This window comes from Pseudomonas sp. 39004, assembly GCF_028682155.1.
GTDB lineage: Bacteria > Pseudomonadota > Gammaproteobacteria > Pseudomonadales > Pseudomonadaceae > Aquipseudomonas > Aquipseudomonas capeferrum.
In genome coordinates this window covers 1-24,558 of sequence record NZ_JANIAG010000053.1, presented here as the reverse complement: position 1 = coordinate 24,558, position 24,558 = coordinate 1, and the positions used below count along the sequence as shown (strand labels likewise).

20 protein-coding genes are annotated in these 24,558 nt (G+C 62.3%); 8 read left to right on the top strand and 12 right to left on the bottom strand.

What is annotated here, in order from left to right; translation table 11 throughout:
* Window positions 1-4: 4 nt before the first annotated feature.
* Together NP534_RS11865 and NP534_RS11860 are read right to left on the bottom strand one after the other, a co-directional pair.
* A complete protein-coding gene (locus tag NP534_RS11865; RefSeq protein ID WP_274098816.1) occupies window positions 5-826 on the bottom strand; it encodes an aldo/keto reductase in 822 nt (273 codons plus the stop codon).
* Window positions 814-1,719 (bottom strand): LysR family transcriptional regulator, encoded by a 906-nt coding sequence (locus tag NP534_RS11860; protein WP_274098815.1) that lies wholly within the window; start codon window positions 1,717-1,719, stop codon window positions 814-816. Before NP534_RS11860 ends, NP534_RS11865 begins: the two co-directional genes overlap by 13 nt.
* Window positions 1,720-1,859: 140 nt before the next feature.
* Here NP534_RS11860 and NP534_RS11855 point away from each other — a divergent pair, with 140 nt between their 5' ends.
* The 5 genes from NP534_RS11855 to NP534_RS11835 all read left to right on the top strand — a co-directional run bounded on the left by NP534_RS11855 (window position 1,860) and on the right by NP534_RS11835 (window position 6,199).
* Entirely contained in the window at window positions 1,860-2,558 is a 699-nt protein-coding gene (locus NP534_RS11855; protein WP_033698034.1) for a CoA transferase subunit A, read from the top strand.
* 35 nt (window positions 2,559-2,593) lie between these two features.
* Window positions 2,594-3,250, top strand: a complete 657-nt coding sequence (locus tag NP534_RS11850; protein ID WP_258713643.1) for a CoA transferase subunit B — start codon at window positions 2,594-2,596, stop codon at window positions 3,248-3,250.
* A gap of 92 nt (window positions 3,251-3,342) precedes the next feature.
* On the top strand, window positions 3,343-4,767 hold the full coding sequence (locus NP534_RS11845; protein WP_274098814.1) for a short-chain fatty acid transporter: 1,425 nt from the start codon (window positions 3,343-3,345) through the stop codon (window positions 4,765-4,767).
* Window positions 4,768-4,854: 87 nt separating this feature from the next.
* Window positions 4,855-5,397, top strand: coding sequence for a helix-turn-helix domain-containing protein (locus NP534_RS11840; protein WP_274098813.1), 543 nt, complete (start codon window positions 4,855-4,857; stop codon window positions 5,395-5,397).
* Between the two features lie 10 nt (window positions 5,398-5,407).
* The gene (locus tag NP534_RS11835; RefSeq protein ID WP_274098812.1) at window positions 5,408-6,199 is read left to right on the top strand and encodes an AraC family transcriptional regulator; all 792 of its coding nucleotides are present in this window, start codon (window positions 5,408-5,410) and stop codon (window positions 6,197-6,199) included.
* Here NP534_RS11835 and NP534_RS11830 read toward each other — a convergent pair.
* Entirely contained in the window at window positions 6,192-6,773 is a 582-nt protein-coding gene (locus NP534_RS11830; protein ID WP_274098811.1) for a LysE family translocator, read from the bottom strand. The two genes, NP534_RS11835 and NP534_RS11830, sit on opposite strands and share 8 nt — an antisense overlap.
* A 253-nt stretch (window positions 6,774-7,026) precedes the next feature.
* Between NP534_RS11830 and NP534_RS11825 the strand changes: the two genes are divergently transcribed.
* Complete coding sequence (locus NP534_RS11825; protein WP_274098810.1) at window positions 7,027-8,598, top strand: TerC family protein; 1,572 nt, start codon at window positions 7,027-7,029, stop codon at window positions 8,596-8,598.
* On the opposite strand, the gene rarD is transcribed toward NP534_RS11825, so the two are convergent.
* Window positions 8,561-9,448 carry an EamA family transporter RarD gene (gene rarD, locus NP534_RS11820; RefSeq protein WP_274098809.1) on the bottom strand — a complete coding sequence of 296 codons (888 nt, stop codon included), beginning with the start codon at window positions 9,446-9,448 and terminating at the stop codon, window positions 8,561-8,563. The two genes, NP534_RS11825 and rarD, sit on opposite strands and share 38 nt — an antisense overlap.
* Window positions 9,449-9,481: 33 nt before the next feature.
* On the bottom strand, window positions 9,482-11,068 hold the full coding sequence (locus tag NP534_RS11815; protein ID WP_274098808.1) for a cyclic diguanylate phosphodiesterase: 1,587 nt from the start codon (window positions 11,066-11,068) through the stop codon (window positions 9,482-9,484).
* A gap of 301 nt (window positions 11,069-11,369) precedes the next feature.
* Here NP534_RS11815 and hppD point away from each other — a divergent pair, with 301 nt between their 5' ends.
* Entirely contained in the window at window positions 11,370-12,446 is a 1,077-nt protein-coding gene (gene hppD, locus NP534_RS11810; RefSeq protein ID WP_033698024.1) for a 4-hydroxyphenylpyruvate dioxygenase, read from the top strand.
* An 18-nt stretch (window positions 12,447-12,464) separates the two neighbouring features.
* On the opposite strand, the gene NP534_RS11805 is transcribed toward hppD, so the two are convergent.
* A complete protein-coding gene (locus NP534_RS11805; protein WP_274098807.1) occupies window positions 12,465-13,271 on the bottom strand; it encodes a CSS-motif domain-containing protein in 807 nt (268 codons plus the stop codon).
* A 132-nt stretch (window positions 13,272-13,403) separates the two neighbouring features.
* A complete protein-coding gene (locus NP534_RS11800; RefSeq protein WP_274098806.1) occupies window positions 13,404-14,090 on the bottom strand; it encodes a type 1 glutamine amidotransferase domain-containing protein in 687 nt (228 codons plus the stop codon).
* 145 nt (window positions 14,091-14,235) lie between these two features.
* Here NP534_RS11800 and NP534_RS11795 point away from each other — a divergent pair, with 145 nt between their 5' ends.
* Complete coding sequence (locus NP534_RS11795) at window positions 14,236-16,317, top strand: response regulator (protein ID WP_274098805.1); 2,082 nt, start codon at window positions 14,236-14,238, stop codon at window positions 16,315-16,317.
* 6 nt (window positions 16,318-16,323) lie between these two features.
* Here the strand turns inward: NP534_RS11795 and NP534_RS11790 are convergent, their stop codons facing one another.
* From NP534_RS11790 to NP534_RS11770, 5 genes are all read right to left on the bottom strand, one after another.
* A complete protein-coding gene (locus NP534_RS11790) occupies window positions 16,324-17,928 on the bottom strand; it encodes a response regulator (RefSeq protein WP_274098804.1) in 1,605 nt (534 codons plus the stop codon).
* A gap of 111 nt (window positions 17,929-18,039) precedes the next feature.
* Window positions 18,040-19,095, bottom strand: coding sequence for a tetratricopeptide repeat protein (locus NP534_RS11785; protein ID WP_274098803.1), 1,056 nt, complete (start codon window positions 19,093-19,095; stop codon window positions 18,040-18,042).
* Between the two features lie 190 nt (window positions 19,096-19,285).
* Window positions 19,286-20,701: an efflux transporter outer membrane subunit gene (locus tag NP534_RS11780; protein WP_186653582.1), complete on the bottom strand. Its 1,416-nt coding sequence runs from the start codon at window positions 20,699-20,701 to the stop codon at window positions 19,286-19,288.
* Window positions 20,698-23,877 (bottom strand): efflux RND transporter permease subunit, encoded by a 3,180-nt coding sequence (locus NP534_RS11775; protein WP_274098802.1) that lies wholly within the window; start codon window positions 23,875-23,877, stop codon window positions 20,698-20,700. The genes NP534_RS11780 and NP534_RS11775 overlap by 4 nt, the downstream gene beginning before the upstream one ends.
* Window positions 23,878-23,889: 12 nt before the next feature.
* The coding region (locus tag NP534_RS11770) for an efflux RND transporter periplasmic adaptor subunit (RefSeq protein ID WP_274098801.1) at window positions 23,890-24,558 on the bottom strand (669 nt) is incomplete at its 5' end.

Genomic DNA, 24,558 nt, shown 5'->3' with positions numbered 1-24,558 from the left:
TCGGTCAGACCATCGCCAACCGTTGTTTGCGGGTCGGCGGTGGAAACGCCCGGTCGATTGCCCGTAGGTCTTCGCTGCTCAAGGTCAGCACACCCGCCGCCGCATTCAGCCGCACATGCTCTGGCGCTACCGCCTTGGGAATGGCGATCACCCCATCTTCACGGGTCACCCAGGCCAGACTGACCTGGGCCGTTGTCGCGCCATGGCGCTCGGCGATCTCCAGCAGCACAGGATGCTGCAGCAACTGCCCGGCCTGAGCCAGTGGGCAGTACGCCATGGTTGGCAATGCACGCTTCTGGCTCCACGGCAGCAGGTCGAACTCGATGCCGCGCTGCGTCGGGTTGTACAGCACCTGGTTGGTGGCGCAATCGGGGTTGTTCAGTTCGCGCAGGTCATCGACGTCGAAGTTGGACACCCCCCAGCGCTTGATCTTGCCCTGTTCGCGCAGGCGCTCGAATGCCTCGACGGTCTGCTCAAGTGGATGCTGGCCACGCCAATGCAGCAGGTACAGGTCGATGCAGTCGGTACCCAGGCGTTTGAGGCTGCGCTCGCAGGCAGCCGGCACGCCCCGCGTACTGGCATTGTGCGGATAGACCTTGCTGACCAGAAACACCTGGTCGCGACGCCCGGCGATGGCCTGGCCGACCACTTCCTCCGCGCCGCCCTCGGCATACATTTCAGCGGTATCGATCAGGCTCAGGCCCAGTTCGATACCCTGTTGCAGGGCAGACACCTCAGCTGCACAGCGGCCGGGGTCTTCACCCATGTACCAGGTGCCCTGGCCAATGGCCGGAACGCTCGAACCTGCCAGTTTCACGTGTCGCATGTCACCTCCGGGATCAGGGTATGGGAAAGCAGTACCTCGAGCAGCGCTTGCGCTGCGGTGGACAATTTGTGCTCGCTCAGGGCAATGACGCCGATGCGCCGTTCGACCGAGGGCTCGACCAAGGGCAGGCAGCGGGCGCCGAGCTCCTGCATCTGGTTGATGCACAGCGCCGGTACTGCGCTGACGCCCAGGCCACTGGCAACCATGCGCCCAATGGTAGACAGCTGATGGCTTTCGAACGCCACCGCCAACTTGCCGTGCCTGGCCGCGACGTTCTGTTCCATCAGCAGACGCACCGCCGAAGGGCGCTGCAAGGCAATGAAGTCTTCGGCCAGCAGTTGCGCCCAACTGACCCTGGGCAACAACGCCAACGGTGAGTCAGCGGGTACCACGGCGACGAAGCGGTCCATGTACAACGGGTAGAAAACAAGGCCATCGGTGTTGTCCGGTTCGAAACCGATGCCCAGTTCGACGCGACGATGGCGCACCAGTTCCAGTACCTGTTCGTTGATCACATCGTGCACGGTGACGTTGACCTTCGGGTAGCGCTGGCGAAACACCTTGAGCGAGCGGGGCAGCAGGTTGCCTGCAAAAGCCGGCATCGCCGCCACTGAAACCCGCCCCAGTTGAAGGGTGAAGCGCTGGCGCAGCAGTTCTTCGGTGTCGTCCCAGTCGGCCAGCAGGCGCCGCGCCAGTGGCAGCAGCACTTCACCTTCGGCGGTCAGGCTGACACTGCGGGTGGTGCGGCTGAGCAAGGCGCCGCCTAGGTTTTCCTCAAGGGCCTTGATGGTCAGGCTCAATGCCGGTTGCGAAACATGCAGATGCTCGCCGGCCTGGGCGAAGCTTTGGTACTTGGCCACGGCGACGAAGGCGCGGAGTTGCTTGACGTTCATGACGGGCCTACTGTTTGTTTTGAAATAGTTATCAATCGATGATGGAAACAAAATTAACAAATCAGTCGTCTGCGGTGAAGATGGCAGCACACGCTCACCGACAGCCTCGTCGGTTCAACAACTACAAAAGGCGGATCAACATGGCCGGACTGGACAAGCGCGTAGCAACCTATGAAGAGGCCCTCGACGGCCTGACCGACAACATGACGGTACTGGCCGGTGGCTTTGGCCTGTGCGGCATTCCAGAAAACCTCATCAACGAGATCAAGCGCCGTGGCGTCAAGGGCCTGACCGTGGTCTCCAACAACTGCGGTGTCGACGGTTTCGGCCTGGGTGTACTGCTGGAAGAGCGGCAGATTCGCAAGATGATCGCGTCCTACGTGGGCGAGAACGCCGAATTCGAACGCCAACTGCTTAGTGGTGAACTGGAAGTCGAACTGACCCCCCAAGGCACCCTCGCCGAGAAAATGCGTGCCGGCGGCGCTGGCATCCCGGCCTTCTTCACCGCCACCGGCTATGGCACCCCGGTTGCTGATGGCAAGGAAGTGCGTGAATTCAAAGGCCGCCACTACATTCTCGAAGAATCCATCACCGGTGACTTCGCCATCGTCAAGGGCTGGAAGGCCGACCATTACGGCAATGTGGTGTACCGCAACACCGCGCAGAACTTCAACCCGCTGGCGGCCACCGCCGGCAAGATCACCGTGGTTGAAGTGGAAGAGATCGTCGAACCGGGCGTGCTACTGCCCAGCGAGATCCACACCCCCGGTATTTTCGTGGACCGCGTGATTGTCGGCACCTTCGAAAAGCGTATTGAAAAGCGCACCGTCAAGGCCTGAGCGCCATCCTTCAGAACAACAAAGAGATCCTGACCATGGCACTGACCCGCGAACAGATGGCGCAACGCGTCGCCCGTGAACTGAAGGACGGCTACTACGTCAACCTTGGCATTGGCATTCCGACACTGGTGGCCAACTACGTACCCGACGATATGGATGTCATGCTGCAGTCGGAAAACGGCTTGCTCGGCATGGGCGAGTTTCCTACCGAAAGCACCATCGATGCCGACATGATCAACGCCGGCAAGCAGACCGTCACCGCCCGCCGTGGCGCCTCGATCTTCGACTCGGCGCAATCGTTCGCCATGATCCGTGGTGGCCACGTCGACCTCACCGTGCTGGGCGCCTTCGAAGTGGATGTGCAAGGCAACATCGCCTCGTGGATGATCCCCGGCAAGCTGGTCAAGGGCATGGGCGGTGCCATGGATCTGGTGGCCGGTGCCGACAACATCATCGTCACCATGACCCACGCCTCCAAGGACGGTGAGTCCAAGTTGCTGGAGCGTTGCAGCCTGCCGTTGACCGGTGCCGGTTGCATTCGCAAGGTACTGACCGACCTTGCCTACCTGGAAATCGACAATGGCGCCTTTATCCTGCGCGAGACGGCGCCGGGGGTGAGCGTCGAAGAAATCATCGAGAAAACCGCCGGCAAGCTGATCGTGCCGGATGATGTGAAAGAGATGACGTTCTAACCTCTGCTGTGATCATCAACCCTGTGCGAGCGAGCTTGCACAGGGTTTTTGCTGTTGATTCAAGATCAGTTTGATAAAACCAATAAAAGGACATGACTGTGGCCGCTGAAATCCAAGACAGCCGTTCCGCCCGCTTTGCCTTGCGCTGTTCCAACTGGGCTGAACGCTGGTTCCCTGATTCCTGGGTATTCGCCGCCCTTGCGGTAGTGCTGGTGTGCCTGGGCGCCCTGGTGATGGGCGCCAAACCGACCGACACCGCCAAGGCCTTCGGCGATGGCTTCTGGAGCTTGATCCCGTTCACCATGCAGATGGCGTTCGTGGTCATTGGCGGCTATGTGGTGGCCAGCTCGCCGCCTGCCGCGCGGCTGATCGACCGCTTGGCGCGTATCCCCAGCAACGGCCGCTCGGCGGTGTGCTGGGTTGCGCTGATCTCGATGCTGGCCTCGTTGCTCAACTGGGGCCTGTCGCTGGTATTCGGTGGCCTGCTGGTGCGCGCACTGGCGCGCCGCACTGACCTGAAAATGGATTATCGCGCCGCTGGCGCCGCCGCCTACCTTGGCCTTGGCGCGGTATGGGCGCTGGGCCTTTCGTCTTCGGCAGCGCAACTGCAGGCCAACCCGGCCAGCTTGCCGCCGTCGATTCTGTCGATCACCGGGGTGATTCCGTTCACCGAAACCATCTTCCTCTGGCAGTCGGGGGTCATGCTGGCGGCGCTGGTGATCGTATCGTTGGTGGTGGCCTATGCCACCGCCCCAGGCGCGACCAGCGCGCGTACGGCGGAACAATGCGGCGTCGACCCAAGCTTCACCGCGCCGCCACCGGCCCAGCGCAGCCGGCCCGGCGAGTGGCTGGAGTACAGCCCGATCCTGACCTTGCTGCTGGTGGCCCTGGCCGGTGGCTGGCTGTACCAGGAGTTCGCCACCAAGCCTGCAATCACCGCCATCTCCGGGCTTAACACCTACAACTTCCTGTTCATCATGCTGGGTGCCTTGCTGCACTGGCGCCCGCGCAGCTTCCTCGATGCGGTGACCCGTGCCGTGCCCACCACCACCGGGGTGCTGATCCAGTTCCCGTTGTATGGCTCGATCGCGGCGGTCCTCACCCAGGTCAAGGGCGTGGACGAACAGACCCTGGCCCACCACATTTCCACTTTCTTCGTACAGATCGCCTCCCACGATACCTACGCCGTGCTGATGGGCGTGTACTCGGCAGTGCTGGGCTTCTTCATCCCCTCGGGCGGGGGCAAATGGATCATCGAGGCGCCCTATGTGATGCTGGTGGCCAATGACCTGCAATATCACCTGGGTTGGGCCGTGCAGATCTACAACGCTGCCGAAGCCCTGCCAAACTTGATCAACCCGTTCTACATGCTGCCGCTGCTGGGCGTGCTGGGCCTCAAGGCGCGCGACCTGATCGGCTTCTCGTTCGTGCAATTGCTGGTGCATGCACCCTTGGTACTGGTGCTGCTGTGGGCGTTGGGTACGACATTGCAGTATGTGCCGCCTGTGATGCCTTGAGATCAGGGCCAGCATTTCGCGCGCAGTCCACGTATCATCGGTGCGCGCGAGCCTTGCATCTGCCTTCGCCTGGGAAAACTGCGTCACATGTCTATCCGATTGAAATTGCTGAGAAAGAAACTGGGCCTGACCCTGGAATTGCTGGCCGATAAAACCGGCATGACCAAGAGCTACCTGTCCAAGGTCGAGCGTGGCCTGAACACGCCGTCGATCGCTGCGGCGCTGAAGCTGGCGCGGGCGCTGAACGTCAATGTCGAAGAATTGTTCGCTGAAGAACAAACCGCGCAGCATCGATACAGCCTGGTGCGTCATGCTGAGCGCCAGGCCCTGGTGGGCGACGGCACAGGGCCGGGGTACGCGGCACTCACCAGCCAGGTGGGTCAGCGCAGCTTGTTGCCGTTCTTGATCCAGCCGCCGACCGAGTTCAGTGACCCGACGTTCAAGGAGCACCAGGGCGAGGAGTTTCTGTTTGTTCATGCAGGCCAGGTAGAGGTGGATTTCATGAACGAACGGGTGCTGCTGGAGCAGGGCGATGCCTTGCATTTCAATGCCCAGACGCCGCACAGGTTACGCTCTGTGGGGCCGCAGCCGGCGCAGTTGCTGGTTGTGGTACACGACGACGGCGAATGAGGGCAGGGTGATGATCGAGGTGTCGCGGTTCTGGCGGGATCCGGCATTGCCCTTCGTCGAGGCCCGGCGCGTAGGGGACGGGCGCCAGGTGTGCTACGCCGCCCATTCCCATGAGAGTTTTTCCATCGGCGTCATCACCGGTGGGCGCAGTACTTACCTGACCGGCGATAGCCAGATCGAAGTGAATGCAGGCGCGACGGTGCTGATGAACCCTGGTGTTGTACATACCTGCAACCCCATCGGGGGCCAGGCCTGGTCTTACTTGATGCTGTTTGTTGATCTGCCGTGGCTGCAGGCGCTGGGTTTTCAGCTTCCCGTACAGACCAGTAGCACTTCGCCGCGCCTCTATAGCCACATGTTGCAGGTATTTGCAGACCTGTTCGACGAAGATCTGCCTGGTCGTGAAGGCCGCGTAGCGACGTTTTTTGACATACTGCCAAGCCTGCTAGGTGACACGCCTGCGGTGAACGTGCCGGAACACCCTCGGTTGGAGGCAGCCGCTGCCTTCATTCGCGCACACCGTACCGACCCGCTGAGCCTTGAAGACATCTGCATGGCCAGTGGCTTATCCCGGTCTTACTTGATTCGGGCCTTTCGCCAGCGTTTCGGCTTGACGCCCCATGGCTACCTGGTTGACCAACGCGTGCAGCTCGCCCGGGCGTACCTGCGCAAGGGCCGTGCTATTGCCGAAGTGGCACTGGCGGCAGGTTTCGCCGACCAGGCGCACTTGCAGCGGGCGTTCAAGAAACACCTGGCGGCAACGCCGGGGCATTACTGCAAGAGTGCCCCGTCGCTCAGATGACCAGATACGCAGCACTGGCCACCAGCAACACGGCCAGCCCGCGGTTCAGCAAGCGCATCTGCCGGGGGTTGCCCAGGCACTGGCGAATCACGCTTCCCGCCCATGCCCAGCTGGCCACCGAGACAAAACAGATCGGCCCATAGATCCAGGTGAACAGCCACAGCAGATGCTGTTCGCCGCCGGTGTAGGCGCCGACACCCGCCACCGCAGCCAGCCATGCCTTGGGGTTGAGCCACTGCATCGCTGCGCCATGCCAGGCCGAGGGCGCGCTCTGCCGCTGCTCGCCACTTAGCTGGCCATCATCGCTGGCCAGTTTCCAGGCCATGTACAGCAAAAAAGCCACCCCACCCCAGTGCAGCAGCACGCCCAGCAGCGGCCAGCGCAGCAACAGTTCATGCAAGCCCAGCCCGACCAGTACCAGCAGCAGGCAGAACCCCAGCGTCGCACCGGCCACATGGGCCAGGCTTGCGCGCAGGCCATGGCGGGCACCGCTGCCCAGGGCGACGATGTTGACCGGGCCAGGGGAGATCGAGGCCGCAAGCGCGAAAGCGGCCATGGACAAAGACAGACTCATGAGGGCAATCCTGTGAGGGGAGTTGTCGAGCATCTTCGGGCAGGGGCGCTCGGGCGTATTGAACAAAAGTCCCCAGGCTGTTACAGGTTTTGTAATAGTTTCTCACTGTCAGAAAAACCTGCTGTGATTGTAGGATCACTTACCCAATTTCTACCCAGGTAACTATGAGCACCTTCGCGGAGCCCCCCAGTCTTCGGCCTTCTCGGCCATCTTCCAGCCGTCCCTGTGACGCTTCCCTTGTGAGTACCCGCTAATGGAATGGCTAGCCGACCCCACGGCCTGGCTAGGCCTGTTGACGCTTATCGTCCTCGAGCTGGTGCTGGGTATCGACAACCTGGTGTTCATCGCCATCCTGGCCGACAAGTTGCCGCCACATCAGCGCGACCGTGCGCGGATCATCGGTTTGAGCCTGGCGCTGATCATGCGTCTGGGCCTGTTGGCGAGTATCTCGTGGATGGTGACGCTGACCGCGCCGCTGATCGAGATGTTTGGCAAGAGCTTCTCGGGCCGTGACCTGATCATGCTGTTCGGTGGTGTATTCCTGCTGTTCAAGGCCACCATGGAGCTGCACGAACGGCTTGAAGGGCACGCCACCCAGGCCAGTGGCGTGGTACGCCACGCGGCGTTCTGGCCGATTGTTGCGCAAATCGTTGTGCTCGATGCGGTGTTCTCGCTGGACGCCGTGATCACCGCCGTGGGCATGGTCGAGCAGCTGTCGATCATGATGATTGCGGTGATCTTCTCGATCGGCATCATGATTGTCGCCAGCAAACCGCTGACCCGCTTTGTCAACGCCCACCCGACAGTGATCATGCTGTGCCTGGGCTTCTTGATGATGATCGGCTTCAGCCTGACTGCCGAAGGCCTGGGCTTCCATATCCCGAAAGGCTACCTGTACGCGGCCATTGGCTTCTCGATCCTGATCGAAGTGTTCAACCAGTTGGCCCGCGCGCGCCGCAAACGCAGCCTGCAGCAGCATCGGCCGCTGCGTGAGCGTACTGCCCATGCGGTGCTGCGCCTGCTGGGCGGCCGTCGGGTCGAGGCCGACGAGGTGGGCGAAGAAATCGCCGACCTGGTCGGGGGCGGCGGCGAAGAGGTGCTGTTCGACCGCCGGGAGCGGGTAATGATCAGTGGTGTACTGAACCTTGCCGAACGGCCGATCCGCACGGTGATGACCGCACGCGCCGAAGTCGATGTGATCGACCTTGCGCAGCCGGCCGCGGCCATCGCCGAAGCCCTGGCGAATTCGCCGTACTCGCGTCTGCCGTTGATCCGCGATGGCCGCATCGATGAGCCGCTGGGCTTCGTGCACAAGAAAGAGTTGTACAAGGAGCTGCTGTCGGGTAGCCAGCCAGACCTGGAACGCATGGCGCGGGCCCCGTTGAACCTGCTGGAAAGCTTCAGCATCCTCAATGCCCTGGAACAGATGCGTGGCCAATCCACCCATATCGCCTTCGTGGTCAACGAATTCGGTGATTTCACCGGCCTGCTGACCATGACCGATATCCTTGAGTCGATTGCCGGTGAACTGCCGGATGCCAGCGAGGTGGAAGGCCCGGGTATCGTTGAGGAGGGTAATGGCTTTGTCGTCAGCGGCGCCCTGAACCTCAGCCAGGTCCAGGCACGTACCGGCTTCAGCGCCCGTGCCACCGAGGACTACCAGACCCTCGCGGGCCTGGTGATGAGCTTGCTGGACCGCCTGCCGGTGGTGGGTGATCGCCTGGCCTGGAATGGCTGGACCATGACCGTGGAGGCCGTTGAAGAGCGGCGCGTGCGCCAGGTACGGCTTATACCGAACGGCGACGCTGACGCAGCAGGTGCTTGAAACCTTCCAGTATCAGTACCAGCACCGCGGTCCAGATCGGCAGGTAAGTCAGCCACTGATCTGGGCCGATGCTTTCACCCAGCAGCAGTGCCACGCCCACCAGCAATACCGGTTCGACGTAGCTGAGCAGGCCAAACAGGCTGAACGGCAACAGACGGCTGGCCAGCACATACGCGATCAGGGCCGAGGCGCTGATCGCCCCCAATACCGGGATCAACGCGTAGAGGCCAGGGTGGGCCATCAAGTCCGCCGCTGACAACGGCCCCTGGATCACGAAGTACAGCGCCCATGGCAACAGCAGGCACATGTCGCACCACAGGCCGCCCAGGTGGTCGGTGCGGCAGCGTCGGCGCAGTACGAAGTAGATCGGGTAGCCGATCATCACCACCAGGGTTTCCCAGGCGAAGCTGCCATGCTGGTACAGCTCGTGCCCGACACCCAGCGCGGCGCAGCACACCGCCACCTTCTGCAGGTGCGACAGGCGTTCGCCGTAGACCAGGCGGCCGGTCAAGACCATGGTCAGCGGCAGCAGGAAGTAGCCCATCGACACTTCCAGGCTGCGCCCATGCAGCGGTGCCCACAGGAACAGCCACAGTTGCACCCCCATAAGCCAGGACGTACCGACCATCCCCAGCAGCAGCACCGGTGTGCGCCGCACCCGCGTCAGCAGCTCGCCGACCCGTTTCCAGTCCTTCGAGGCCAGCATGAACAGGGTGAGGCAGGGCAGCGTCAACAGCGTGCGCCAGCCAAAGATCTCTTCGCCATCGAGCGGCGTGAGCAGGGAGGTATAGAAGTACATCACAGCGAACAAGCAAGACGCCATGACCGATGAAAGGATGCCTTTTGACACGAATGCCTCGAATAGGGGAGTTGAGCGTGTGGATCAGCCGCGCATGATCTCAGGGGGCGCGTCATGCGGCAACCGCGAGACACCGGAGCGTCCGGCCAGCGCTTCGAGGAACGCCTCTGCCGGCATGGGCCGGGCGAACAGGTAACCTTGCTGGAAGTCCACCGCGTGCTGAGCCAGGTAGTCGCGCTGGGCCTCGGTTTCCACGCCTTCGGCGACGATGCCCAGGCCCAGTTTCCCCGACAGCTCGATGATGGTGTCGAGGATGTGCAGGGACAGCGCGTCGACACCGATCATGGCGACGAAGCTCTGGTCGATCTTCAGGTAGTCGACCTTGAACTGGCGCAGGTAGTTGAGGCTCGACTGGCCCGTGCCGAAATCGTCGAGGGCAATCATCACGCCCATTTCATGCAGTTTCTCGAACAACTCCAAGGCCACTGGGGTGGCTTCGATCAGCTTGCGTTCGGTCAGCTCCAGGGTCAGAGCCACCCGGCCGGGCGGAAAGTGCTGAAGGAAGGTCCGGCAGTCGTCGAGCAGGCGCAGGTCGCGGCAATGGTCGGCGGTGATGTTGATGCCGATGTGAAAGCCATCTTCCAGCAGCGCGGCATACGGTGCCAGGCTCTGCGCGGTGTGCAGCATCAGCGCGCGGGTCATGGCGACGATCTGGCCGCTGTGTTCGGCGTAGGGGATGAACAGGTCGGGGCGCACCAGGCCTTCCCGCGGGTGGTTCCAGCGCATCAGCACTTCAGCACCCGCCCAGCGGTAATCGCCCTTGCGCACCACGGGTTGGAAGTACGGCAGAAATTCATCAGCCTCAAGGGCGCGCTGCAACTCGGCACGTGGCGAGGTGGCACGGCGGATTTGCCAGTGGCACGCGGCCCCGGCCAGCACGCCGAGCACCATCAGCAAACTGAGCAGGGCGGGGTAGTGACTGCGCAGCAACTGGCCTTGCTTTTCGGCGCCATAGCCGCCATACACGCTGAACGGGTAGCGGGTCGAGCTCAGCGTCACGGCGGCAGTCGCAGCCGTGGGGGGCACGCCTTTGTGGACGATACCGTCCTTGCCCATCCAGTCGTTGCCGACGCGAATCTGCAACGTATCGTCCGGGCCTATCAGGCGCAGGGCCGTGAGCAGGTGGTCGCCATCCACGGTGCTGATCGCCCCGTGGTCGCCCTCGCTGGCCCGGTACACAAGCAGCGGATGGCCCGGCGTCACTGAGTTGCCATCCATCAGCCAGAGCGTGCCGTTGGTGTACTCGCTCGCGTCGACGACCTCATCGAACTCCCCGAACAGCGACGAGCAATACAGCGTGTTGTGCTGGAACAGGTTGGTCGAACGGACGAAGGCATTGCGGGTGACCTGGCCACGCAGGGCCAGTTTGACCTGTGCGCAGGGGCTACCTGCCAAGGGCAGCAGCGCGTGGGCGGTGCTGGACAAGCTGTCGAGAATGCGCTCGACATGCTCGACCACCTGGGCGGCGGTGGCATGGCTGCTGGCGCGCAGGTCGCGATCGATCTGCCAGTTCATCACCGCCAGGCCACACGCCACCGGGACTACGCCAATCGCCCAGGGCAGCAGGGTGCGCCAACTCCAGCCGGCGCGGCGTCTAGTGGTAAGGGGCATGCTGGCCTAATCTGGTGGAAGATAACGTGCAGAGGATAGCCGCTTGTCGGTGAGGGTGGCTAACTAAAGCGCGACAAAGCAATTTACGCACTGTAGAATCCGGTTACGAATACAACAATAAGGTTCTCCACCTCCGGAGAATCAAGCCCGCCGAGAATGGGTCCATATGACAAACCATGGGTTCAAACTGATCATTGGTGACTTCCTCGCTCGCAGCGTGCGCGGCATCCCGTGCTCACCGCCTTTTTTGTTCTACATCCCCGGAAATCACTAATTTTTCGCTGTAGATGAGGACAAGAACATGGCAGATATTTTCGAAAATCCAATGGGCCTGATGGGCTTCGAGTTCATCGAGCTGGCATCGCCGACACCTGGCGTGCTCGAGCCGGTTCTGCAGATACTCGGTTTCACCAAGGTTGCCACGCACCGTTCCAAAGAGGTGCACCTGTACCGTCAGGGCGGTATCAACCTGATCCTGAACAACGAACCTAAAAGCATCGCCTCGTACTTTGCCGCCGAACATGGCCCATCGGTCTGCGGTATGGCGTTCCGCGTGCGCAATGCCCATGAAGCCTATGCCCGCGCTTTGGAGTTGGGCGCCCAGCCGGTGGAGATCGAAACCGGCCCGATGGAGCTGCGCCTGCCGGCGATCAAGGGTATTGGTGGTGCGCCGCTGTACCTGATCGACCGCTTTGAAGAAGGCAGCTCGATCTACGACATCGATTTCAACTTCATCGAAGGTGTGGATCGCAACCCTGTGGGTGCGGGCCTGAAGATCATCGATCACCTGACCCATAACGTCTACCGTGGGCGCATGGCCTATTGGGCCGGTTTCTACGAGAAGCTGTTCAACTTCCGCGAGATCCGCTATTTCGATATCAAGGGCGAGTACACCGGCCTGACCTCGCGTGCCATGACCGCACCCGACGGCATGATCCGCATCCCGCTCAACGAAGAGTCGTCCAAGGGCGCCGGGCAGATCGAAGAGTTCCTGATGCAGTTCAACGGTGAAGGCATCCAGCACGTGGCCTTCCTCACCGATGACCTGCTCAAGACCTGGGATGCGCTGAAGGGCATTGGCATGCGCTTCATGACCCCACCGCCGCAAACCTACTACGAAATGCTCGAAGAGCGCCTGCCAGGCCACGGTGAGCCGGTGGATCAACTGCAAGCGCGCGGCATCCTCCTTGATGGCGCCGCTGAGTCGGGTGACAAGCGCCTGCTGCTGCAGATCTTCTCGGAAACGTTGCTCGGGCCGGTGTTCTTCGAGTTCATCCAGCGCAAGGGCGATGATGGCTTTGGCGAAGGCAACTTCAAGGCGCTGTTCGAATCCATCGAACGGGACCAGGTTCGTCGGGGCGTGTTGAGCACCGACTGATCCACCCGGGTACCGCCGTCAGGTTTTTTCGGCGGCGGTACCACGCCTGTTGCCCCGCGCCCGGAACAGGCCCCAATAGATGATCGAGCCGGTCACTATGCCCACCAGCACCAGAGAAGGAAGAACCTGCAGCGTCGACTGGCGGATTTCCTGGGCGCTGTAGCCTTTGGCGTATCCCCCCGTGACGGCGTATCCATACTGGGCAGAAATTGACCGCACCGTGTACTCGGACTGTGAAGGCCGATTCGGGTCGCGGCTGTCTCCATGGCTCCAGATGTACTGGTCGCCGAACTCCAGAAGCAGCGTCAGGCCATCCTGGAATGCGCGCAATTCGTTGCGCAGTTCCGCGGCATAACCTGTGACGATCACATTGGGGTTTTGCCCCGGCGCTTGAAAGTGAGTAACCAGCGTGGTGGGCAACACGGGCGAGTCGATCGCCAGCTCAACCCCCTGCCCGGATTGGGCGAAAGCTGACAGATGCTCCAGCGACTCGGTGTGGGTGCTGCAGTACGCTTGCTGGTCTTGCGTCAGGGTCAAGGAGCGTAGCAAGGAGTCGCGGGCCACCTGGTCCTGCAACGTACTGATGACTTCCGTGCATCCCTTGCCTGCCAGGGGCTGGGCGAGCATTGCGGTGCTGTGCATACGGTCCAGCACCTTGTCGATGGTGAACACCGCTTCCTGAACCGATATCCGTGCGTTTTCCTCAAGCTTCTTTTCCAGTTGAAACACCATCACCAGCAACCCGGAAACAACCGGCACCAGGCCGATCGCCATGATTAGCAGCAACTCCAGCAAACTGCGCCCGGCATGCATGATTTTCGACATAGGCCATTGCTCTCCAGTCTGACGCTGTCCGTGTTGGACAGATGAGCTGAAAGCCTATGTACTCAACGGTGTGGCGGATGTAGTCCGGGTGCGGCCTGAACGCCGGGAAATCAGGAAATCAGGCGTAAGCTGTCACTTGGCCTTGAGCCTCGCGAGCACCTTCTCAGCCAGGTCGGCCGTGGAGGCGGGGTTCTGCCCGGTAATCAGGCGATCGTCGCCGACCACGAAGGGCTCCCACGGGTCATCGTGCTTGCTGTAAATACCGCCACGGGCAACCAGTTCGTTTTCGGTGAGAAAAGGCACTACCTTGTCCAGTTCAACCAGTTGCTCCTCGATGTTGGAAAAGCCCGTGACCTGGCGGTCTTTCACCAGCAGGCTGTTGTCGCTGAGCTTGATGTTCAACAGGCCGACGACGCCGTGGCAAACAGCCGCGATGATGCCTTTGTTCTCGTAGATCTTGCGTGCGAGGTCTTGAACCGGTTTGCTGTCGACAAAGTCGTACATCACGCCATGCCCGCCGGTGTAATAGATGGCGCTGTAGTCGTCAGCCTTGACCAGCCCTGGGCTCAGGGTGGCCCCCAGGCGGCTCATGAACCGCTTGTCGTCATACCACTGCCAGTCCAGATCCGGGGCCATCTGCAGGCTGTGCGGGTCGACCGGTACGTAGCCACCCTGAGGGCTGACATAGTCGACTTCGTAGCCGGCCTTCTCGACTTTGTCGACAAAATGCACGGCCTCGCCCAACCACAGCCCGGTTGCCCGTTTGAGGTTCGGGTACTTGGCCGTATTGGTCAGCACTACCAGCATTTTCTTGCTCATGACCACACTCCTGTCGGCAGCCTGTAAGGGACCGTTATTCCATGGCTCAGTGGAAAACCTAATGAGCATAGCTGCCACATACCGGTACGCCATTAAAGCAGCGCGCGCTGTGCTACCTTGAACAGCATTCGCCACCCAGAACACCATGGGAGTCACACATTTGGTCGCTAATGGCACCCCCCGCGAAGTTGCGTCAAAGGCCATCCTGCTGGCGCCAAACACGGCAACGGTCGATCCCATGGGCGAGCGCATCGCCCAATTCGATTGGGGGCGCACCGCGCTCGGGCCATTGCCACGCTGGCAGGCTTCGCTGCGTATTGCCGTCGACATGATGCTGTTGTCGCCATTTGCCTGCGCGGTGGTGTGGGGGCCTGACCTCAGCGTGATCCATAACGACGCCTATCGAGCGCTGCGCCACGGCGGCCAGGATGTACTGGGCAAAGCGTTCGACGCGGTCTGGAGCGATGCCTGGCAGACCATGGGGCCTTGGGTGTTCAAGGCACTCGAAGGGCGCTCGAGTTTTGTCGAGGACCCGCCCATGCGTATCGCCGGCGGCCAGAACGGCGACCCTGTGTGGTGTGCCTTCGGCTACTCACCGATTCGTGACGAGCAGGGCAGCGTTGCCGGTTTTCTTCACACACTCATCGAAACCACGGCAAGTGTCGAGGCGTATCACCATTGGCGTGAGCAGGCCGAGGCCTTTGAAAAAGAGCTCGGAAGCTACATGGCCGATCGTGAACAGATCTGGCAACTGTCGCGTGATGCCATGATGATCATCACCCGTGAACTGACGCTGCACGCGACCAACCCAGCCTGGCACCGTATCCTGGGTTGGGGTAAAGACGCGGCGCAGGGCATGCCGATACTGGAGTTGATCCACCCGGCGGATCGTGCAGAAGTGCAGGTGGCGGTATCCGGCTTCGTGCAGGACAAGGCGCTCGAGCAGATCGATATCCGCCTGCGTCACCAGGATGGCCACTATCGCTGGTTTCGCTGGGCTGCCAAATTCGATGGCAACTTGCTGACCGCCGTGGGCCGCGACATCACCGCCGACCGCGAAGAGGCCACCCGCCAGTCCGAGGCCCTGTTGCGCAACAGTGAACGCCTGGAAGTCATTGGCCAATTGGCAGGCGGGATGGCGCATGAAATGAACAACCTGCTGTCGGGTATCGGGGGCAGCCTGGAACTGTTGCAACGGCGCATGCTGCAGGGGCGCCTGGAACGCATGGAGACCTATGTGGAGCTGGCGCGCGACTCGGTGCAGCGCGCCATGAACCTGACCCACCGGCTACTGGCGTTTTCCAGCCATCAGCCCCTTGATCCCAAGCCACTGAATGTCAATCGGCAGCTGTCCATTATCGAACCGCTGCTACTGAAGGTCCTGGGTGCGGAAATGAGCCTGCATTGGCAACTGGATGTGACCCCGTGGACGGTCTGGGTTGACGTTACCCAGTTTGAAAATGCCTTGATCAACCTCTGTGTGAATGCCCGTGAAGCCTGCCTTGACCGCGGCAGCGTGTCGATCCGTACTGTCAACGAACGGTTGACGACGCATTTCCCCGATGAGAACGGCTTGCCGCCAGGCGACTACGTGGCATTGCATGTAGAAGACAACGGCCATGGCATGTCGGCGGCCGATGTCGCCAAAGCCTTCGAGCCCTTTTTCACCACCAAGCCCTTGGGGCGGGGGTCGGGGCTCGGCCTGCCGATGGTCTATGGCTTTGTCGGGCAGTCGGGTGGGTATGTCTGGATCGAATCGAACCTTAACGAGGGGACCAAAGTCTCCCTGTTGTTTCCGCGTAGCCATGCGCCGGTCCCTGCAGAGGCACCGACATGCCTGCCGATCATCGAACGGGCCCAGGGCGGGCGGCTGCTGCTGATCGATGATGAGCTGAACCTGCGCGCACTGATGCGCGAGTTTCTCAGCGAGCGTGGTTTTTCGGTCAGTGATGTCTGCGATGCCAACTCGGCCTTGGACCGCTTCCGCCATGACGGGCCTTTCGACCTGGTCATCACTGACATTGGTTTGCCAGGTGGTTTCAGCGGCCGGCAAGTGGCCAAGGCCATCCGTATGCTCAAGCCGACGCAGAAGATCCTCTTCATCACCGGGTATACCGATCAGCCGATCGAAGCCCAACTGCTTGAGCAGCCTGGCACCGCGCTGATGCTCAAGCCGTTCCCGCTGGAGCAATTGGCCAACCAGGCCCAGCTCATGCTTGCCGATTGAGCCGATTCAGGGCTCGCCGAGTATCTGCGTCACCTGCGCCTGCAACTGTTCGAGTGCGAATGGCTTGCAGATCAGGTGCATGCCCGCGCCAAGAAACCCCTCCCTGGCCATGGCCGTTTCTGCGTAACCGGTGATGAACAGTACCGGCAGGTCTGGGCGCAGGGTGCGGGCGATTTCCGCGAGTTGCCGCCCATTCATGCCGGGCAGGCCGACATCGCTGACCAGCAGGTCGATCCTTTGCGATGAACGCAGTATGTGCAGCGCTTCATTGGCGTTGGCGGCGGTTTGACAAGGGAAGCCGTCTTCGCACAGCGCATGACAGAGTAACTGACGCACATGAGGGTCGTCTTCGACCACCAGCACGTCATGGCCCTTGCTGCCGGGCACAGGCCTTGGGGTCGGGCGCTCGGGCTTTGCCTCGCCAACGTGCCGCGGCAAGTACAGATCGACCTGGGTGCCATGGCCGATCTTGCTCTGCAGGGTCACATGCCCATGGGACTGCTTGCTGAAGCCATACACCATGGACAGCCCCAGGCCTATGCCCTGGCCAACGGGTTTGGTGCTGAAAAACGGTTCGAAGGCGTGCTCCAGCGTGCTCTGCGACATACCCTGGCCGTCATCGATGATGCTCAGGCGCAGGTATTCACCACTGTTCAGGGCGCCCCCCGCGAACTGCTCGTGCTCGACCCGCTGGTTGCTCGCCTCTATGCGTAGCAGCCCGCCGGTAGGCATGGCTTCACAGGCATTGAGCAGCAGATTGTCCACGGCCTCTTGCAGTTGCCCGTCGTCGGCCTCAACTGGCCAGAGGTCGGCGGGCACATGCAGTTGCAGGGTTACTGAATGGCTGAGCCCAGCGGTCAGGCGCTTGGGTTCAAGCAGCGTGTGCAGCTCGACGCGCTGAGTGTGCAGGGATTGCCTGCAGGAAAACGCCAGCAGACGGTGGGTCAACTGACCTGCTCGCGACACGGCCTCCTGGCCCATGCGCAAGATGCCCTCCAGGCTGTCGCTGCGGCCCTGCTTGAAACGACGCTCGATCAGTTCGAGACTGCCACCGATACTGGTCAACAGGTTGTTGAAATCATGAGCGATGCCACCGGCCAGTTGGCCGATGGCTTCCATTTTGCGGATCTGCGTGCGGGCGAGCTCTGTGCTGTGCTGTTCCTGGAAGCGTGCGTCCAGCCGCTGTTGCTGGGCTGAGAGCTGATCACGTGCCTGGTATTGATGGCGGCGGTTACGCTGCGCGATGCGGATCAGTTGCAACACTTGCCCGTCCTCGAGTGGGAAGAGCAACTGCATCAGGTTGCCTCTAGGCGGGTGGCTGGGGCCTGTGGCGGCTGAGCTGACATCCATGATCAGCAGAATGGGCAGGTCTGACCAACTGGGCTGCTGGTCGATAAAACCTTGCAACGGCGGGCTGGGCCCGTTGCTGAACGTCTGCTCGGCGATGATCGCCAGGGCCGCGCCTTCGATCAGGCAGTCGTGCAGGTTGGCGACGTCATGGGCACACAGGCTCTCGATGCCGGCGGTCGCAAGCAGGCGAGCGGTATCCGCAGCAAGCTGTGGGGGTGCCAGGATCAAGGCACGTTCGTCCAACGCCAACGAACTGGCCAAAGTGACGCTCCTGTAGCAATAGGCAGGGCCGAGGCTTGGCCATGCCGCCAGTACTCCGATACTCACTGGACCACAGGCTGTCGCTTGGGGTTCAACGAATCTTGTGGGGGGCTAAAGCCCCTGTTGCAGCGCCGGATCGTCGGGGTTTTGCCGTTCGAGTTCAGCGAGCACCACCTGAACGTTCTGCAGTTGGCCGGTCTCTTTCCAATACTGGATAAGCAACAGCCGCGCCCGGCGATTGGCTGGCTCGCGACTGAGCACGGTTTCCAACTGCTTCTGGGCAGCGTCGACCTGCTCGAGTTCATGCAGGGTCACCGCCAGGGTAGTGCGGTACTCGGCGTTGTCCGGCTCCAGCTCCACCGCACGGGACAGGGCAAGCAGGGCATATTCGCGCTGTTCGTGCCGATTGAGCCAGAGCCCCAGCTCATATTGCAAAAAGGCAGAGTCGGGGCTCAGGAGCAAGGCTTTGGCCAGCACCTGGCGAGAAGCGTCGTGATGGCCTTGGCGCTCCAGCAGGCGAACCTGGGTTGCCAACGCGTCGACGTTGCCTGGGGCCACCGTCAGGGCCCGTTGCAAGGCAGCAGCGGCCTGGGTGTAGTCGTTTTCGTGCAGGTACAGGCGCGCCAGATGCACCTGGGCATCGGCGTCGTCGGGTTGTTCCTCCAGTGCCTGTTGATACTGCTCAAGGGCTGACTGCAAGGGGCCGAAGTACAGGCCGATGGCGTCCGGGTCCAGGCCCAGCAGAGCGTCTACGGCCGCGAAGCGTACACTTTGCTCCGCGTCATCGAGCAAGGGGCCGAGTACCAGGCTGCGTTGTGCGGCCGGTAGCAAGCGGCGAATACCGGCGATGGCTGCTCGGCGTACCAGCGGGTCTGCGTGTTCCAGGTCCAGGCGTGCGAGTTTCAGGGCCTGGGGGGAGGGGTAGTTGGGCAGCTCGGCGTACAGGGCCGCGCGGCGAATGGGGGCCAGATCGTTGCGTTGCAATTGCTGGTACAGCACCCGCGCAGCGCCTGGCAAGCCTTCATGGGCCTGGCGCAGGGCCTTGGCGTAACTGTGCGCGGGCAGCGTGGGCGGTGCCGGCTGGTCGTCTCGCTGCAGGTAGCCGATCATGGTGACCAGCAAAATCAGCAGCATCAAGGCGATCAGGTAGCGGTTGCGTCTGGGCATCGGACGGTCCGTGGCGGCAGGAAGGGCAGAGCTTGGGCCAGCAACGGGTCAAATGCAACCGCTGAAGGCATGGCGGCGCCAAGGCCGTCAGAGGCCCCGCAAGGCGCAAAAAAAAGCCCCGCAGGCCAAGGCCCGCGGGGCAAACGGTTGGGGGAGTAACCAACCAAAGGAGTCGTTGAAAGGGGTTGAATCAGCGCGCGCTGGCCACCGTATCCGGTTGCCAGCCGCCACCCAGGGCCTTGTAGATCGAGACGATGCCGCGGTACAGCTCGACCTCTCCCTGGGCCTGGGCATCTTCTGCGCTCAGGCGCTCGCGCTCGGCGTCGAGCAGCACCAGGTAGTCCACCGTGCCTTCGCGATAGCGGATCGAGGCCAGCGCTGCCGCCTTGCGGCTGGCGTCGCTCTGGCGCATCAGCGACAGCAGGCGCTGCTGGGTCTTGTCGTAATCGCTGAAGGCGTTGGCCGACTCTTCAAGGGCCAGCAACACTTGCTGCTCATAGTTGGCCAGGGCGCCTTCGGCGTCTGCCTTGGCACCACGCAGACGGGCGCGCACGCTGCCCAGGTCGAAGGCCGCCCAAGTGATGCTCGGGCCTAGGCCCCAGGCGTTGGCTGCCGAGGAGCCGATCTGCGAGCCACGCGCAGCCGTAAAGCCGAGGAAGCCACTGAGGCTGACCCGTGGGAACAGGTCGGCAGTGGCCACACCGACGTTGGCCGTGGCGGCGGCCAGTTGGCGTTCGGCACTGCGAATATCCGGGCGACGACGCAGCAGCTCGCCGGGGTCGCCCACCGGCAGTGCTTTGGCGATGGCTGGCAGGGCCTTGGGCGACAGGTCGACGCTCAGCGCGTCCGGGCGCTGGCCAAGCAGGGTGGCGATGCGGTGACGGGCTCGCGCCTGTTCGGCCTGCAGTTGCGGCACGGTGGCTTCGACACCTGCCAAGCGCGCATCGGCACGCACCACATCAAGGTCGTTGCCCACGCCGGCATCGCGCAGGGTTTCGGTGATGGTGCGCGATTCCTGCTGGGTCTTGAGGTTGGCCAGGGCGATGTTCTCGCGCAACTGGGCACCGCGCAGTTGGCCATAGGCGTCGACCAGTTCAGCGATCAAGCTGACTTGCAACTGCTGCAGATCGGCCGCGGCGGCGGCCTCCTGGGCTTCGCTGGCTTCGATCTGGCGCTGGATACGGCCGAACAGGTCGAGTTCCCAGGCCATGTCCAGGCCCAGGTCATAGCGTTCGCTGTTGACCCGCTGCTCGGTCTGGCCGGGGACCTGGCCCTTGCCGATTTCGCTGCTGGCACGGCTGGTGACCACCGGAAGTTGGTCGTTGGCGGCGTCCTCACGGATCGCACGGGCCGACTTCAAGCGGGCAAAGGCTACCCGCAGGTCGCGGTTACCGTCGAGCGAGGCCTGCACCAGCTGGTTCAGCACCGGGTCGTCGAACTGCTTCCACCAGATGCTTTCGAAGCGGCTACGGTCGTAGGCCTTGGCCTGCATCTGCGCGTCAAACCGGGCAGGCTCGGTGTTCGGCGTCTTGTAGTCCGGGCCCACCGCGCAGGCCGCCAGGGCCAACGCCAGCAGGCTCGGGGTCAGGGGTTTGAGCAGGTTCATGCGGGGTTCTCCAGCGATTGCACGCGTTCGGCCTTGCGGGCTTGGCGGCGTTCGACGAAACGGCGGATCAGGAAGAAGAACACTGGGGTCAGGAACAGCCCGAACACCGTCACGCCGATCATCCCCGAGAACACCGCGACACCCATGGCGTGGCGCATTTCCGAACCGGCACCGGAGGAGAACACCAGCGGTACCACGCCCATGATGAAGGCGATCGAGGTCATCAGGATCGGCCGCAGACGTAAGCGGCAGGCTTCCAGCACTGCGGCCAGCGGGTCGAGGCCCTTGGCCTGTTCATCCTTGGCGAATTCGACGATGAGGATCGCGTTCTTGCACGCAAGGCCCACCAGTACGATCAAGCCGATCTGGGTGAAGATGTTGTTGTCACCGCCCGAGACAATCACCCCGGTAATGGCCGACAGCAGGGTCATCGGCACGATCAGGATCACCGCCAGCGGCAGGCTCCAGCTTTCGTACTGCGCCGCCAACACCAGGAACGCCAGCAGTACGCAGAGCGGGAACACCAGCAGCGCGGTATTGCCAGAGAGAATCTGCTGATAGGTCAGGTCGGTCCACTCGAAGGTCATGCCGTTGGGCAGTTCCTCTTTGAGCAGTTTCTCGATGGCAGCCTCGGCTTGGCCAGAGCTGTAGCCCGGGGCCGCCGCACCGTTGATTTCTGCGGTGATGAAGCCGTTGTAGTGCATCACGCGATCAGGCCCGGAGGTGTCGCTGACCTTGAGGAAGGTCGCCAGCGGGATCATCTCGCCCAGGTTGTTGCGCACCTTCAATTGGCCGATCTGCTCGGCATCGAGGCGGAACTGCTGCTCGGCCTGGACGTTGACCTGGTAGGTACGGCCAAAGCGGTTGAAGTCGTTGGTGTACAGCGAGCCCAGGTAAACCTGCAGGGTGTCGAAGATGTCGTTGATCGCCACGCCGTGGGTCTTGGCCTTTTCCCGGTCGATGGCGGCATCGACCTGCGGCACGTTGACCTGGTAGCTGGTGAACAGGCCCGCCAGTTCCGGCACGTTGTGGCTCTTGGCGATGATGTTCTGGGTTTCTTTGTACAGCGCTTCGTAACCCAGGTTACCGCGGTCCTCGATCTGCAGGCGGAAGCCGCCAATGGTGCCCAGGCCCTGTACCGGCGGCGGTGGGAAGATCGCGATGTAGGCGTCCTGGATGTCGGCGAACTGGGCGTTCAGGGCGGCGGCGATGGCCGCTGCCGACTGGCTCGGGTCCTTGCGCTCGTCGAACGGCTTGAGCGGGGTGAACACGATGCCGCTGTTCGGGCTGTTGGTGAAACCGTTGATCGACAGGCCCGGGAAGGCCACCGAATCGGCAACCCCAGGTTGCTTCAGGGCGATCTCGCTCATGCGCTTGATCACTGCCTCGGTGCGGTCGAGGCTGGCAGCATCAGGCAGTTGGGCAAAAGCCACCAGGTATTGCTTGTCCTGGGCCGGCACGAAACCGGTCGGGGTGGAGGAGAAACCGAGGTAGGTCAGGCCCATCAGGCCGGCATACACGAACAGGGCGATGCCGCTGGAGCGGATGACCCGGCGCACACCGCCGACGTAACGGTGGCTGGCACGGTCGAAGAAGCGGTTGAACGGCGAGAACAGCCAGCTGCCCAGCAGTTTGTCGAGGAAGCGCGAGAAACGGTCCTTGGGTGCGTGGTGGTCCTTGAGCAGTACGGCGGCCAGGGCCGGCGACAGGGTCAGCGAGTTGAACGCCGAGATGACCGTGGAGATAGCGATGGTCAGGGCGAACTGCTTGTAGAACTGCCCGGTAAGGCCGGAAATGAACGCGGCAGGCACGAACACGGCGCACAGCACCAGGGCAGTGGCAATGATCGGCCCGGTCACCTCGCTCATGGCCTTTTGCGTGGCCTCAAGCGGTTTCAGGCCCAGCCCGATATTACGTTCGACGTTCTCCACCACGACGATGGCGTCGTCCACCACGATACCGATGGCCAACACCAGCCCGAACAATGACAAGGCATTGAGCGAGAAGCCGAACAGGTGCATCACCGCGAAGGTACCGATCAGCGACACCGGCACCGCCAGCAACGGGATGATCGAGGCGCGCCAGGTCTGCAGGAACAGGATCACTACCAGCACCACCAGTATCAGCGCTTCGAACAGGGTGTGCACCACTGCCTCGATGGAGCCGCGTACGAAGATGGTCGGGTCGTAGACGATGCTGTAGTCCATGCCCTCGGGGAAGTCTTTCTTCAGCTCGGCCATCTTGGCCCGTACTTCATCGGAGATCTCGATGGCGTTGGAGCCTGGGCGCTGGAAGATCGGGATGGCCACTGCCGGCTGATTGTTCAGCAGCGAGCGCAGGGCATATTGGCTGGAGCCGAGTTCGACCCGGGCGATGTCTTTCAGGCGAGTGATTTCGCCATCGGCACCGGCACGGATGATGATGTTCTCGAACTCTTCCTCATTGACCAGGCGGCCTTGGGTGTTGATCGACAGCTGGAAGCTGGTGGACCCAGGGGCGGGCGGGGCACCCAGCTGGCCGGCAGCGACCTGGCGGTTCTGCTCGCGGATAGCCGCGACCACGTCACTGGCCGTCAGGTTGCGCGAGGCGGTCTTGTTCGGGTCGAGCCACACGCGCAACGAGTAATCGCCCATGCCGAACAGTTGCACGTCACCCACGCCGCCCAGGCGTGCCAGCTCATCCTTGATATTGAGGATGGCGTAGTTGGACAGGTAGAGCATGTCGTAGCGGTTGTCCGGCGAGGTCAGGTGCACGACCATGGTCAGGTCGGGCGAGGCCTTGTCGACGGTGATACCGATGCGCGTCACTTCCTCCGGCAGCTTGGGCTGGGTGCGGGTGACGCGGTTCTGTACCTGCACCTGCGCGTTGTCTAGGTCGGTGCCCAGGGCGAAGGTGATGGTCAGGGTCAGCTTGCCATCGGCGGTGGATTGCGAGGACATGTACAGCATGTTCTCGACACCGGTGATGGCCTGCTCCAGCGGCGCGGCGACGGTTTCGCCGATCACTTTGGGGTTGGCACCGGGGAAGTTGGCGCGCACCACCACGGTGGGCGGCACCACTTCCGGGTATTCGCTGATCGGCAGCTGGAACAGCGAGATCGAACCCGCAATCAGCAGCACCAGCGACAGCACCGCGGCAAAAATCGGCCGGGTAATGAAGAATTTTGAAAAGTTCATCGGTGTGATCCCTTAACCGCGTGGCGCCTGGACGCTGGCGACTTTCTCAGTGGTGCCCGCTACCTTCGGCGTGGTGTTGCTGGCTTCGAGGGCCTGGCGCTGCTGGGCGAGGGCGGCGAGGGTCTGTTCGCTGGCCATTGGCGTTTCTTCTGGGGTAACCGCCGAACCTGGGCGTACCCGCTGCAGGCCTCTGACTACGATGCGGTCATCCTTGGCCAGGCCGCTGCGCACGATGCGCAGGCCTTCGAGCTTGGGCCCCAGCTCCACAGCGCGGTAGGTAGCTTTGTTGTCCTTGTCCATGACCAGCACGAACTTCTTGCCAAGGTCAGTGCCCACGGCTTCGTCGTTGATCAGCATGGCGTCGTACTGGGCGCTGCCGACCAGCTTCAGGCGTGCATACAGGCCAGGGGTGAACTGGCCGTCGCGGTTGTCGAACACGGCGCGGCCACGGATGGTGCCGGTGCGCGGGTTGACCTGGTTGTCGACGAAGTTCATCTGGCCCAGGTGCGGGTTGCCGGTTTCGTTGGTCAGGCCCAGGTACACCGGGGTGGTCTGGCCGCGCTGGCCTTCACGTGCCAGCTGGGTGTACTTGAGGTACACGCGCTCGTCGGCGTCGAAGTAGGCGTAGACCTTGTCGGTGGACACCACGCTGGTCAGCGGGGTGACATCGGAGATCGGAAG